Genomic DNA, 13,202 nt, shown 5'->3' on the forward strand with positions numbered 1-13,202 from the left:
GGTTACATCCCTTCCAGCTTTGTAAAGTCGCTGAGATTGCCCCCGTTCTCCGAAAACCACTGCGTCCAAAAATTGGCGTGGTCGACGGACGGGAACTTCCTTTCCGGCCTGTTGAAATAGAGAATGGTTACGTCGGCGCCGAGAAGATCGGTCCTGAAGCGCGAATTCGCTGGGCTTTTCTTGAAGGCGTTGTAGTCGGCGCCCGCTTTGTATTGGGAATAGGCGGGCGTGTTCTCCATCATGTCCGACACGAGGACCAACCGTTTTGGAACATTGTCGAACATGCCGTTGTCGAACAGGCTGAGCTTCAGTTTCTGGATGCCAGCCATGATCGGCGACTGATCAGCCTGGCTATCCGCCGGCAAGTGCTCCGGCAGTTCCTTGAGGGGCTTGTCGAAGGCCTCTTCCCAGATTCTCTGATGCTTTCCGGGATTGCTGGTCCAGACGTCAACCGTTGAGCCGTCTCCCGGATTGCATCGCGCGTACAGCTCTTTCAGGTCGCCAGGTACCGCTGTCAAGGTGCCAACCCAGAGGTAGCCGCCTTGCTTGATTGAGCCGGCAATCTGCCTGAATTTGTTGGCAAGATCCTCCATGGTCGCCTGCGGGACGGGATCAGAGGTGTCAAAAAGAACAGCGGTGACGCTGTTCGGTCCCGCCTTTGTCGGGCAGCCCGTCTTTGCGTCTGTTTCCACCACGTCCCGGGCCTTTACGTTGAGCCAGACGTAGCCGGAAAACATTGCGAGCGAGGCAAGTCCAAGCAGGATTGCTCCGACAATCGCTCCAACGCCTTTCCCGCGCGAGCTCCCTGCCCTGCGACGGCTTCTAGGCCTGGCCATCGAGCGTCTCCGGATACAGCTTGTCGAGGTCGCGATACTTTTCGATCCCGGACTCACATTCCTTGCCCACCTGCAGCATCTGCTCGTTCAGCGCCTGCTGGGCCGCGGCAATTGATGAAGCAAGATCGCTATCCTTGATCTCACCGTCGTTTTGGACAATGGGCGTGGTCTTTTGGAGTTTAAAGGGCTGGGAGAAGTGTTTTGGAGCGGGAGTTTTGCGCGCCCGAATGTTTGCTTCGCGGTATTTTGAAAGCAGCTGGTTGCAACTCCTCTCGAGCTGCTCTTGATGTTCATTGAACAGAGCCAAAAGCCGCGCACGGCTGGATAGGATTGCAGCGTGTTCTCTTCTACGGCTGCTTAGCCCCTTCAAGATGTCTTCGACCTTGGTATTGTGGTCGTCGCGCAATTCGATGAGGCGGTCTATGAGGTCGGCTTTGGTATCGGTGTAATCCTGCCGCCTCTCCCGGCGCCTTTTTTCCACGCCGGCATAACCTGGATATGGATCGAGAACGAACCAGCCGTCGATGAAGGCGATGATAGAAAAGAGCAGACCGACCAGGAAGAGCATCCACGATCTCACCTCCTCAAGCCCGAGCGGGTTATGGAGCATTCTCTGGACCGCAATGTTGCCAGCTCCGTCGGCGAGCGTTCCGCTGACCTCACGATAGTGCGCAAGCAGCAAGTTGATCCCGAGTGCAATAGCGGCATAGAGCAGGATGAAAACGGTTCCGACAAGCTTCCCTCCCCAAGACCGATGGGTCACCCAGCGCACGCAGAAGATGGCGAAAATCAACGCGGACACGATATTCACGAAGGAAAAGGCGAATGCTTCCGTGGCACCACCGAGGAAGCCTTGGTCGTTGCCCTTGGCCAGAAAGGATCCGTTGAGATACGTCTCGACCAGCAGGAGGAAAATAAGGAGCGCCACCCTGAAAAGATGGGCTGTTCCTTGCTGCAGTCTGGCAACACGGTCCAGGCGGTGGTTCTTGCGGAAGCTGGAAAGCTCTCTGGTGGCCTCATGAAGGTCGGTTCGCTTGGCGTGAAGGGTATCCAAACCGACCGCTATTTCTCCCTTGAAGTCGGACAGGCTTGAAGAATTGGCCTGCTGAAGGAGGCCGAACTGCTCCTCAAGGCCCAGGTTCGCAACGCGGCCGGAGAAGAGGTGAAGCTGATCCTCCAGGATCTGGTGGGCCGCCTTTTTCTCATCCTGCACCCTTTCGACGATGGAGTGTTCGATCTCGTCGAAGGTCTTCGACGAGGACGATGGCTGGTCTTTTTCGCCATGCGCCGTTCCCTGACCGTCGAGGTCCATGTCCCGGGCAATCTTTTCGACATTGAGACTCGGGAAAATGTCTGCCCCCACCCTATAGTCGTGGTTCGCTTCCATTATCCGATTGCGCAGCTTCTCGAGCGCTTCAAACCTCGCAGCCAACGTCTTTACCCCTACGATCGAACCCCGGAAAAAACATGCTTGCAGCACGCCGCGCGCTTCATCGCGCAGCAGTCCCGCAATCGGCGTCTGTCATATCCGGCTTGCCCCACCCAGCAGAATGCAAAAAACCCATTCTGAATGTGCTCGATAGTACATCGACGCGCTGCGTGCAAACTAAAGAAGTGGTTCGGCCTCCGGAGCGATTCCTTGCAACCAGCGCGGCCGGCCATGGTCTTTCGCATCGCGTACTTTGAGGCCGCTACCTTTTGCTCCAGTTCGCAAGAGTTATTGACACACTGTGTTGACGCGATCGATCAGCTCCCGGCCATACAGAAAGATTCTCAACCCTTGTCACCCGCCAAACCTAGACCAGCGCCAAATTTGATAGCATTCTAGTGATGGGGAGAATGGCTTGGACAAATCTCGCTACAAAAATCGCTCGCGTCAGGGGCGCAAGGGCAATGGCGTGGGTCGATCACGCGCCTGGCGTCGCGCAAGCGTGCCGTTGGGCCTGGTCTTTCTGACAGTGGCTGCCGCTGCCGCCCTAGCCACGCAATCAGCCATGCAGCACACCGACCGAATACCAGACATTGGCGTTTCGAACTGGTTCGGGTCGAAGCCGGAGCCGATCGCTGGCGTCGCGTCCGTTATCGATGGGGACACGATCGAAGTCCATGGCCAGCGGATCCGCTTTAACGGCATCGACGCGCCGGAGAGCAAGCAGTACTGCAGCGACGCCAAGGGATTCGACTATCCCTGCGGGCGCCGCTCAGCCGACGCACTGGACGCATTTCTAGCGGCCTCCAGGCCGGTGCACTGCACCTTCGTAACTTGGGACCGATATCACCGGTTTGTCGGTGATTGCCAGCGCGCGGATGGCGTCAGCGTCGCCTCCTGGATGGTCGAGCACGGCCAGGCTCTGGATTGGCCCCGCTTCAGCCACGGGGCGTATTCAGCGCAGCAGGCGAAGGCGGAGGCCGCGAAACTCGGTCTTTGGGTCGGAACGTTTCAGGCACCCTGGGAATGGCGGGCTTTGCACGCCGGCGATGCGAGGCCGTCGAGCCAGCCGCTTGGCATCATCAGCCGCTCACAGGTAGCGCAAAGCTTTTCATGCCAACCGCGGCGGACATGCTCGCAAATCAGCTCTTGCGACGAAGCCCAATGGTATCTCAATAACTGTCCATGGGGTGGCAAGCTGGATCGCGATGGCGACGGAATTGCTTGCGAGACACTCTGTTGATGGCGCTGGATAAGAAGCGGCCACAGATGCAAACGCCGTAAAGGCGGAGGGATGAGAGAGATGGTGTTCTTTGCAACAATCGGACTTCTTATCATCGCTGTGAGCATCCCCATTGCCGCCATGTACGCCTGCGGACAGTTTGTCGGACAGAAACCGCCACACGCGCTGTTTAAGATGGCCGTGATGTTGGCGGTGGGGTTAGGCCTGTTCTCAGCCGTGGTAGGCGCAATGCTCTACGCGCGCGCCGGCGGCATGACTGTTTCCGAGTGGGTGATGCTGGCGTGGGTTGCCGGATCTGCCGTTACCGGCCAGGTCGCCTTGCTGGAATTGCTTGGCCGCAAGCCTCTTTCGTCGCCCGCAACTGACTGACAGTTTCAATCCGCTGACTCCTACTTGCCGTGGGTCGTGATCGGTGAGGCCTCATGCCGTTGACCCATCGCCACAGCACGCCAGTGCATCGCGAGCGCAATAAAGCCCGCGAGGGTAAGCGCGCCAAAGATTGTTGGCTCAAGGCCCGGCAGCACCGTGGCGCTGCCGATACACGGCTTGTCGAGCCCCTTGTCAAATTCAGTGCAGATACGAGCGGGATCGTTCAGCGTCCGGAGTTCCGACCAATCCCAAAGGCTCGCGCCTGGGTCCTTCTTGCCGTCGTTCAGCATTACCGTCGCGGAGAGAAACGTACACCAGAAATAGACCAGCGCGATCGCGGGCAGCACAGAGAAGACCACAATCATCGCGCCTTGATAGACGCGGCCTTCTCGCGAGCCCGTCTCGATCGCGTCGAAGCCGACAACCGGTATCCGCGCATGCCAGTGCGAGCCGCTGCGTAGGGCATAGACCCGTCCGATGAGTGAGGTTAGGGCGAGCAAAATCGAACATATCGGGATTGCGATCATTACTGCAGGCACCCTCGCCTTCATGACCAGCTTTGCACCGAAAATCTCTTCCCCGCCTTGCGCGACCACCCAAGAATTCAGGGCGTAATAGAGAAGGAGCGCACTGACCACAAACCAAACCTTGCTAAGCTGGGATTGCGTCATTGGCACCCTCTTGTTCGTTATGAATGGCCGCGGCTCGCTTGGCAGATAGGCTACTGACCTACCAAATCAGCTGATAGCGCCATATCGAAATTCATTTTGAGGCGGGCACTGGCAATCAGATTTTCCGGCCCGACAGTGATATCCAGAAGTTCAATCGACGGAGTGTCAGCGGAAATCTTCAACCCCGGAACGTTGGTATTGTGAACGGCCTTCAAGATCTCATCGGACGCGTCGTTGATCTGCTTGTTGAGATCGACTTTCGAATGAGCCTCTAAATCTGCCAGGATCTGGGTTTCGAACAGGGATTGTGCAGCCTTCCAGAAGGCGTTGTCCAGGACGGTCGCGAAATGCAATTCATTGATCGAGATCGCTGTGCCAGTTTTCTCGGCGCGGGGTAGCCCTGAGAGGTAAACCCAGCCGGTCGTATTCAGGAACTCGCCCGGCAGCTTTGCCTGTACCTTCAAGCCCACCACGACGAAGCCAGCGCTCGGATAGAGGTCAACATCCTCGACCTTCACATCGACGGCGCCGGCCGGTGTCTGCTGCTGGAAATCGCGACCCTTAAGGTTCTTTGACAGCTCGTCCAATAGCAATCCGTAGGGAGCAGCTGCTTGCACGGTGATATCGGCTTGACTTCGATCGGCTGCTGTTTTGCCCAATGGCGGCAGAGACAGCGACTGTGTGGCAACTGGCTCTGCGGCAAGACTGGTCTTTGCTGCGACACGCACGGTCATCTTCATGCCTTGCGCTTCACCGACCATGCCCGAAAAGCTCGCCGCTGTGGGGACGATGTTGAGATAGACGGGCGTGCTGTCCGGGCGGTCGATCTTGATCGCAATGGCGTGCCATTGGGCCTCAACCTTTGACCGAAGCGCATCACAAGGCAGAGCTTTGGCGATGGCATCCTGTATCTTGGCGCGGTGGTCATTGATCTGGCCGTTCAACACGTCAGCCAGTCCCAGATTGATTGGCCCTGCGCAGACTTGGGGGTGCCCCAGGTTTCCAAAATCAAAGCCGAGACAGTTTTTGCCCACGACTTCCACCGAAGCACTGCTCACCCATCTGCCGGTCGGGGTTCCCGAGAGCACGGGGCACCACTTATCGTTCATGTCGAACTGCAGATCGACGCCGGGGACCAGCCGAGCTTCGAAGTTCTTTCCGGAAAGCGAAAGCAGTTTGGCAAGGTCGCCACCTACGCCGGCCTGACCGCTGACAAACAGCGGCTGTTCGACGTGAACGCCATTGCCCGCCTGGGCCACAACAAGAGGGCCATCTCTTGCGATGTCAGCATGCCAATGAAAGTCGGCGCATTGGTTCGTAGTGCCAAGGCTCGGAGCGGTAATATCCGGCACCTCAGCGCAAACACGGACACCGATCCAACGGCACTCAGTATGATGTCCCACGTGTCCGGGATTAATATGAGGAATACCGACACATCCGATTTGACCATCTCCTTGCACTGGAACGGATTGCGGTATCTTCGATTGGGCTGCTTGCACTAGCGTCTCATACGGGATTTGCGCCACCAGCGTGAGAACGCTGTCCGACACGGGTGCCGGCGGCACATCGGCAGTGCCACCATGGATTGGCGCCTGGAAGAGATTTTTTTCGCAGCCCGAAACGCCAACCAAAATGAGAAGGACCGGAACGAACCGACGAGCGGCGGCAGCAAAGTGAGCGACACGCAACTTCGTGTCCGGTCTGGTACGCGCTGTCATGGACGTCTCCCCCAAGAATGCTCTGCACCCGTTGAAGCGGCGGCACTGAAAATCACCGCTTTGTGATCTCTACGTGATCGAATGACTTCAGGTGCCCCTATGCGCAGGCAGGCGCCGAAGCTCCTGCCGCTAAAGACAACCGAACAAGCGATCCCGCCCTAGGAACTTCGTTGAGAACTCTATTCTTCACATTGACCGCACATTACTCTTTGTTGCATAGTGACGTAAGAGGCTGTTTGGATTCTTTTTAGAAATTGATAGAGGAATAGCGGGTCAGAATGGCCTGCGTTTGCAAATATGTTAGCCGCGTAAATATGACGCATTTGAACTATTCACTCGCCTGGAGATTAAATCGTTTAATGTCAAATCTCTCAATCCCTATCGTCAAATAGAATCTCATAGACTGTCTCTATTCCTTGGAGGGAGGAATCAACCATGGTTGCGACTAATTTGTTCGACGAGCGCCGCCGCGCGGTAATGATTGCGGCTGCAAAACGATGGAAAGCGCAGCCGCCGACGCCTGCGACGACGCAAGTGACGCCATCGGAACAGGCGCGCTACGACGCTCGCCGTTCGAGCTTTGATCAGGCGAGCGAACTGAAGGCACAAGGCCGTCTTCCGGTGTTCGTCGAGCGGAAGATGGGGCCTACCCTTGACTGGTACACCTTGCCGCCAGACGATGCTGCCCGAGCCGCTGGCCGGCCGGTCGCCCGCATCGTGGCCAACGTCGATCCGAAGGTCGACCCGGTCGGGTTTGCGACCGGGTTCATGGTTTCACCTAACGTTCTTCTGACAAACTGGCATGTGTTTCCGGATCCCGGCTCGGTACGAGGAACCGGCGCAAATTTTCTTCATGATGAGACGGCATCAGGTGTCGCCCGCGGCATCATTTTCGAGTTTGATCCGGACGCCCTTTTCTTCTCGGCGGAGGATCTCGATTTCGCGCTCGTCGCGGTGAAGCCGAAGGCAATCACCGGCGAGCTTCTCTCCTCTGTCAACTTCCTGGCGATCAATGGATCGCGGTCAAAGATCCTGCCCGGGATGCCTATCCGGATGATCGAATATCCTGATGGCGGGCCAAAACGCTATGCGATGGAGAATTGCCGGCTGCTCGAGCTGCGGGAGGACGGTTTCCTCCGGTACGAGACCGACACCGAGGAAGGATCGTCGGGCTCGGCCTGCTATTCGGAAATGTGGGAGGTCGTCGGTTTGCACCACGCCTCCATTCCAAAAATGCGTGGCAATACTATTCTCAATAAGGACGGTTCGGCATGGTCACCTGGCCAGCCGGATGACGGGATAGACTGGATCGCGAATGAGGGTGTGCGCATAAGTGCGTTGGTAAAGGCCTTCGGCGGGCTTGTACCGACCACGCCCGCCTCGAAGCATCTTTTGGACGAATTGCTGGCCAATACGACCGATCCTACCGATGAGGTCGCGAAGCTAGCGACGCCTCGCGCGCCAGAAGCCCTTAGTCCTGTGTTACCTGATCCCTCCAAAATTTTCGCAAACACGAAAGGAAACGTGATGGGCGGGTTACCATGAATTTTTCCGGACCAGTGACGATTTTCGTTGGTAGCGGTGTGCCGGCATCACAGCTTCCACAGGCGACGGCCGCGGTCGCGGCAGACGAGGCGCTCGAGAAAGCACTGCGCTTCGACCCCAATTACGACGATCGAGAAGGCTACAACCCTGACTTTCTCGAAAACGATATCACAGTGCCGCTGCCTCGCATTTCGCAGGAGCGGGACCAGGAGATGTATAAGGAGAATGGCCAGATCGTCGTGCTCAAGTACCATCACTTCAGCCTGGCGATGAACGCTTCCCGGCGCATGCAGATGTGGTCGGCGGTGAATGTCGATTACGATGCATCGAAAAGGACCTCCAGCGGCCGCGCCTTCTTCGGTCAAGATCGTTGGGTGGTTGACCCGCGAATTCCTCAGAAATACCAGTTGGGCGATCCCGACATCTACGCGCCCGCCAAACAGATCGACCGGGGTCATATCGTGCGTAGGGAAGACAATGCCTGGGGTGATACGCCGACGGAAATCGAGTTTGCCAATTCCGACACGTTTCACTTCTCAAATTGCACGCCGCAGCACGCGGCCTTCAACCGCTCCCAACCGGGAAAGCAATGGCCGGGAGTTCAAGGCTTGTGGGGCGGTTTCGAAAACCACATTCAACGCGACTTGCAATCAGGTGACACGCGCGCCTGCATCATAGCGGGTCCGATCTTGAACCCGAACGATCCATCCGAAGATTTCGGGACCGGCCCGGTGCAGTATCCTCTTGTCTTTTGGAAAGTGGTTGCGGTCACGACGCGCGATACCAATGGGCGCCGGTCGCTACGCACCTACGGCTTCAGGCTTTCCCAAAAGGATGTCGTCGACCGGTTCGGAGTGGAATTCGCGCCCGGCGAGTATGCACGCTATCAAGTCGCCCTGTCAGCCATAAGCGATGAGGCCGGCGTTATTTTTGACGATGTTCTCTTGCGCGCCGATACCCACGCCGACGCGTAACGTGACACTCGGCGTGGCAGCGACGGCCAGCCGTCGCATGCTGTAGACGCTTCGGTCCAGAAGGCCGCCGCTCACGCGGCGGCTGCTTCGGAGGCGCTGAAGCGCAACAGATAGTCTACGGCGCGTTGCGCGTGCGCGGCGGCGGCGAAGATCGCCCGTTTATCGTCCTTCAGCGCGGCCGACTTCGACGCCCTCGCCTTCGAGCTCGACATCGGCAAATGGGAGATGAATCGCACGCACTGGGCGATCAAGGACGTCAACCTGCCGAAAGAACTGCATGCTGCGCGGGGCATTGCCTTGCCCTCGTGGACGCGGCAGGCCAGCCGCGCCGTCGACATCACCCAGCACCATTTCGATGTTGGTCTCTCGTTTCCCGGCGAAGCCCGCGGGCTGGTCGAGCAGGTGGCCCGCGAGCTCGAGGCGAGTCTCGGCCCCAACGCCTATTTCTATGACAACAACTACGTCTCCCAGCTTGCCCGGCCATCGCTCGACACCCTGCTGCAGGACATCTATCGCAACCGCTCCAAGCTCATCGTAGCCTTCATCGGCGCCGACTATCAGCGCAAGGACTGGTGCGGCGTCGAGTTCCGCGCGATCCGCGAAGTCACCATGGCTTGGGACGAGCAGCGCGTCATGTACGTGCGCGTCGACGACGGCGCCGTCGATGGCGTGTTCCGCACCGACGGCTACGTCGACGCGCGACGCTTCAATCCCGCCGAGATCGCCCAGTTCATCACCGAGCGCCTCGCCCTCATCCCCTAATCGTCGGTGAGCCAGCCCGACCGTCCGGCGGTCGACCATGACGTGACGACGCCTCGGCGCGCCGGGATCGGTGAGGCGCGGCGTCACCGAGACAATGGCGACCTTCCAGTCCGGCATGCCCGGCTGAGGCGCGGCCATGACACCGGACAGGACCGTCAGCCCGCGGCGCTCCAGCTCGGACACCGCGGCAAGAATGTCATTGTAGAGCTGGCGCCGCCCTCGCCCCGACGACAATGGCTCCTCGACGATGTCGGAGAGGATGAACGAGGCGAGATCGAGCCATTCGCCGAGATTAGCGATGTGGTCGTCATGGGTGTCGGGCACGCCGGGACGGTGGATGAGATAGGCGTCGCACTTCGCGGCATCGCGGATGGCCTTGTGCGTCTTCATCGGCGACACCGCCACCGGTTCGAGATGGCCATACGCCTCGACGAGGTGTTCGGCCGCCTTGTCCGGACCGATCGGCAGGCGCGGCGTGGTGAACGCGCCCGGCGCGTGGCCGAGCGCTTGGGCGATGCGGTCGAGCGCCTCGTCGCTCACCTTCTCCGCGCGTTCGACGCGCTCGACCGTCGACAGCGAGACACGCGCGGAGTCGGCGAGCGTGGTGGCTTTCCACTGCTTGAGATGGCGACCCCAGCGCACCACCATGGCGACGAGCTCGATCGCCGGCGGCGTGGGCACATCGACCGGCTTGTTGGGCAATTCCTTAATCTTGTCGAGAAGTTCCTGGGCATTCATGGACGAGGTCTCCTTTCGTGCCCGCGAACATGCCTCAACTCCGCCGAGCAAAAGAGGTCGAAACGCCCTTCAGCACGCATCAGCTCCCGACGCATCCCCGCCGCCCGCGCACCTGTCGGTTCAATCCCGCCGTTCTGTGCCACGCTTGTCAGCGCGTTGCCCCAATCCGGCCGAGCCCGCGCGCTCCGTCAGCGAGACGATGATTCTGTCGAGGCGGCGGAGCAGATCGTCGTAGGTGACGATGTCCATCATATTCACATATTTCCGCTTGATCACCTCCAGGTCGAACGATTGGTTCTCGGTGAGCCCGCCAGTGCCGTCCGTTCGGCGATCGCGGCCGAGCAGAAGCAGCGCCTTGGGATTGGTCACCCGGATCTGGAGGCCGGCGGGAAGTGCTGACCCGTATCGCTTCGACAGTTCGCGCTCCCCCTCAACGCCCCATTTGGAGAGGTGGAACAGGTATTTCTCGGCCTGCATGATGGTGCCTGACAGCTCCTTGGTCGGAACGCTGTTGCCACGATAAATTCCTCTGCTCAGCAGAATGTCGTCAAAAGGCTTCTTGATCTCGATGACGTCGATGTTGCCGTTGGCGTCGACCACGCAAAGGTCGACGTATCGGTTCTTTCGCTTGTCCGGCCTCGAATAGAAGTCGGCGATCCGAACATTCTCCAACACCGCCACATATTTCGGGAACAGCAGTAGGATGACGCCGACGACCATCTTCTGCCACTCCTTCTCGGAGTAGCTTGCCGCCCTGGCGAGCCAGGAGGAGAGGGTCTCGCGCAGATAGACGAACTTGTCGATCTCGGCACGAAGCAGCTCATCCCGTCGCAAGGCCCGGCCGCGCGCACCGGCGGTCCGGCGATTCAGGTAGCTTTCGTAGTGATCGCGCGCGCTGGTCGCGCCGTCGAAGAATTCGCCGAGGATGGTCTCCACGCGCGCCGCGGCATAGCGGTCGACCTCGATGCTGTTCGGGAACCTCTCGAGCAGCTCGCCGAAGGCCTCGACGGCGATGCTGTCGACCCGGTCGCCGCCAACGACGATTTCGCTGCCGGGCTTCAGCTTTGCAATGCGCCGAAAGATGCTGATATTGCGCTCGGCGACAAAGACCTTCCGGTCCAGCGCGATCCCCTCCGCGACGATCAGCACATCGTTGTCGATCCCCAGGATCCGCCCGGGAATGCGGTGATATCCGTTTTTTGTGGTCGCGAACCGAAACCGATAGAGCGGTCGATCGTCCTCGTCCGCCTCGTCGTCGTGCGCGGCACCGTGCGCCGTCTCCGCCACGAGGTCGGAACTGCGGAAGACACGCCCTTGCTGCCGACCTCAAACGAAATCATCACACGTGCTCCTGCACTGGCTGCCACCATCCTCTTCACCCGGCGCCACGACTAATGGCGACAAACCGGTCTCGCACTATGTCGGTCCGCCCTGCCGGGCCGCGGACATTTCCCTCAAGGAAATATTCGAAGTCGCCGTTCTGAAGCAGGACTGTGAACTGTTCGGCGATGAACCGGTGGACTTCGGCCTCTGCAGCAAGAATCTCGTCCACGATCTCCGGCCGCCGTCGACGATGAGGAGGATATCTTCCATGTCACGGCTCATGAACAGATCACCTGCGCCGCGCCCGAGATAAGCTTCCAGCTTTGTCGCGACAAATAGCTCCGGGGAAAGCTTTTTGATCCTGAGCGTATCGGTCAATTCATGGGTTACTGCCGTTTCGATCCCAGCTGCGTACCAGTGGTTAGTGAAGCCGAGTATGCCGGCATCGTCCGGCATAAAGTCGACCTTGAGGTCCCGCAGCCGCATCCGGCAGATGACGTTGTCCTCGGGGGACTCAGCGAAACCTCGCTGCCTCAATTCTTCCCGCAACTGCGCCCACTCTCCATAACCGGCAAGATCGACGATGAGGTCGACGTCGTCAGTCGCCCTCACATCCTCAAGGGTCACTTCGTCTGTTATAAAAAGAGCGGTTGTGCACCCGCCGACAAAGACCAGCCGTTCCCGGAAGTCTTCCCCCAAAGCTTCCGCCACCGTCTGCAGCATCAGGAGCAATTGGCCTCGGACCGTCATTTTTTCAGGAACCTCTCCGAAAGCCGCTGTCCCGCCAGGCCCGCTTCGCGCTGATTGCCGAGCCGGATGGCATCAACGAGAGCAAGATATTCGTAGAGCCGTTCATCTTTCTGGACTGCTTCAGGCACACTCTTGAACAAAGGTTCAACCGACTGCCCCATGTCCCGCCCTTGGGCATAGGGCCATATGTGTATGTACTCGCCTCCGCTGACCAATAGCCCCTTCAGCATCGGCGCGGCGAACGCCGTCGGAATACCGCGCGTCATCGCGCCTGCCTTCGCGGGAAACACGAACTTCAGGCCGTGGACGATAAATTCATAGAGATTGCGGCGGTGAGGATTGGCCCGTCCCGTATCCCGGTCTTTAATGGCCAACCCCGATGAGAGACTGCGCTTTAAGGAGGCGTTGATCTCCGTCTTGCTGATACCTGTTAGGGATTCCAGCCCGCGAACAGAGAAGGGGTCCTCGCCCGCAAAGCCCCTACGCTGTTCCCCATGGCCCGCGAACTCTCCTTGCTCCTGCAAGCTCACGAGCTTCAGAAGCACCACGATATCCTGACTTTTCATTCCAATCATTGCAGCTTGTCCTCTGTCCTAGGACCAAGGACATTCCATCATTCGATGTCTCTCCTGTCAATGAGAACGCCAGGAGGGCGCCGCGGAAAGTCCAAAATACGTCGTTTTGAGCCGCCGGTAGGTGGTTCGCCGGCAGCATGATGATTGGCTCAGGGCGCTCACCCTAGCTAAAGAGCATTCAAACCTCATCGTACGACTGGCGAGCGCCGCCGGCAGCATTGAAGCGGTCAATATCGTCGGCAGAAGAGCGTCCGAAAAGGGCTGTCGGT

Annotated in this window: 11 protein-coding genes and 1 pseudogene; 5 read left to right on the plus strand and 7 right to left on the minus strand. The window is 58.9% G+C overall.

Annotated elements, in window-relative coordinates; genetic code table 11:
- Window positions 1–2: 2 nt before the first annotated feature.
- Together A3AU_RS0131365 and A3AU_RS0131370 are read right to left on the minus strand one after the other, a co-directional pair.
- On the minus strand, window positions 3–836 hold the full coding sequence (locus A3AU_RS0131365; RefSeq protein ID WP_027056393.1) for a hypothetical protein: 834 nt from the start codon (window positions 834–836) through the stop codon (window positions 3–5).
- Entirely contained in the window at window positions 823–2,268 is a 1,446-nt protein-coding gene (locus A3AU_RS0131370) for a membrane protein (protein ID WP_027056394.1), read from the minus strand. The genes A3AU_RS0131365 and A3AU_RS0131370 overlap by 14 nt, the downstream gene beginning before the upstream one ends.
- A 412-nt stretch (window positions 2,269–2,680) precedes the next feature.
- On the opposite strand from A3AU_RS0131370, the gene A3AU_RS01000000136495 reads away from it, so the two are divergent.
- Complete coding sequence (locus A3AU_RS01000000136495; RefSeq protein WP_245235617.1) at window positions 2,681–3,508, plus strand: excalibur calcium-binding domain-containing protein; 828 nt, start codon at window positions 2,681–2,683, stop codon at window positions 3,506–3,508.
- Between the two features lie 60 nt (window positions 3,509–3,568).
- Window positions 3,569–3,877, plus strand: coding sequence for a hypothetical protein (locus A3AU_RS0131380; RefSeq protein WP_154674706.1), 309 nt, complete (start codon window positions 3,569–3,571; stop codon window positions 3,875–3,877).
- 20 nt (window positions 3,878–3,897) lie between these two features.
- Here A3AU_RS0131380 and A3AU_RS0131385 read toward each other — a convergent pair whose 3' ends face one another.
- Both A3AU_RS0131385 and A3AU_RS0131390 read right to left on the minus strand, forming a co-directional pair.
- Window positions 3,898–4,548, minus strand: a complete 651-nt coding sequence (locus tag A3AU_RS0131385; RefSeq protein WP_027056396.1) for a hypothetical protein — start codon at window positions 4,546–4,548, stop codon at window positions 3,898–3,900.
- Window positions 4,549–4,598: 50 nt separating this feature from the next.
- Window positions 4,599–6,266, minus strand: a complete 1,668-nt coding sequence (locus A3AU_RS0131390; RefSeq protein ID WP_081709740.1) for a DUF4403 family protein — start codon at window positions 6,264–6,266, stop codon at window positions 4,599–4,601.
- A gap of 435 nt (window positions 6,267–6,701) precedes the next feature.
- On the opposite strand from A3AU_RS0131390, the gene A3AU_RS01000000136500 reads away from it, so the two are divergent.
- The 3 genes and pseudogenes from A3AU_RS01000000136500 to A3AU_RS1000000139640 form a co-directional block, all read left to right on the plus strand.
- Complete coding sequence (locus tag A3AU_RS01000000136500; protein WP_081709741.1) at window positions 6,702–7,811, plus strand: trypsin-like serine peptidase; 1,110 nt, start codon at window positions 6,702–6,704, stop codon at window positions 7,809–7,811.
- Window positions 7,808–8,785 (plus strand): DNA/RNA non-specific endonuclease, encoded by a 978-nt coding sequence (locus A3AU_RS0131400; RefSeq protein WP_081709742.1) that lies wholly within the window; start codon window positions 7,808–7,810, stop codon window positions 8,783–8,785. Before A3AU_RS01000000136500 ends, A3AU_RS0131400 begins: the two co-directional genes overlap by 4 nt.
- Window positions 8,786–8,956: 171 nt before the next feature.
- Window positions 8,957–9,547, plus strand: a pseudogene (locus A3AU_RS1000000139640) (toll/interleukin-1 receptor domain-containing protein); the annotation flags it as partial.
- 858 nt (window positions 9,548–10,405) lie between these two features.
- Here A3AU_RS1000000139640 and A3AU_RS01000000136505 read toward each other — a convergent pair.
- The 3 genes from A3AU_RS01000000136505 to A3AU_RS0131420 form a co-directional block, all read right to left on the minus strand.
- The gene (locus tag A3AU_RS01000000136505; protein WP_051355518.1) at window positions 10,406–11,572 is read right to left on the minus strand and encodes a Shedu immune nuclease family protein; all 1,167 of its coding nucleotides are present in this window, start codon (window positions 11,570–11,572) and stop codon (window positions 10,406–10,408) included.
- Between the two features lie 129 nt (window positions 11,573–11,701).
- On the minus strand, window positions 11,702–12,331 hold the full coding sequence (locus tag A3AU_RS1000000137095) for a hypothetical protein (RefSeq protein WP_335337266.1): 630 nt from the start codon (window positions 12,329–12,331) through the stop codon (window positions 11,702–11,704).
- Between the two features lie 23 nt (window positions 12,332–12,354).
- Complete coding sequence (locus tag A3AU_RS0131420) at window positions 12,355–12,924, minus strand: hypothetical protein (RefSeq protein ID WP_027056401.1); 570 nt, start codon at window positions 12,922–12,924, stop codon at window positions 12,355–12,357.
- Window positions 12,925–13,202: the final 278 nt, after the last annotated feature.

It is taken from the genome of Mesorhizobium erdmanii USDA 3471 (genome assembly GCF_000472705.1).
GTDB lineage: Bacteria > Pseudomonadota > Alphaproteobacteria > Rhizobiales > Rhizobiaceae > Mesorhizobium > Mesorhizobium erdmanii.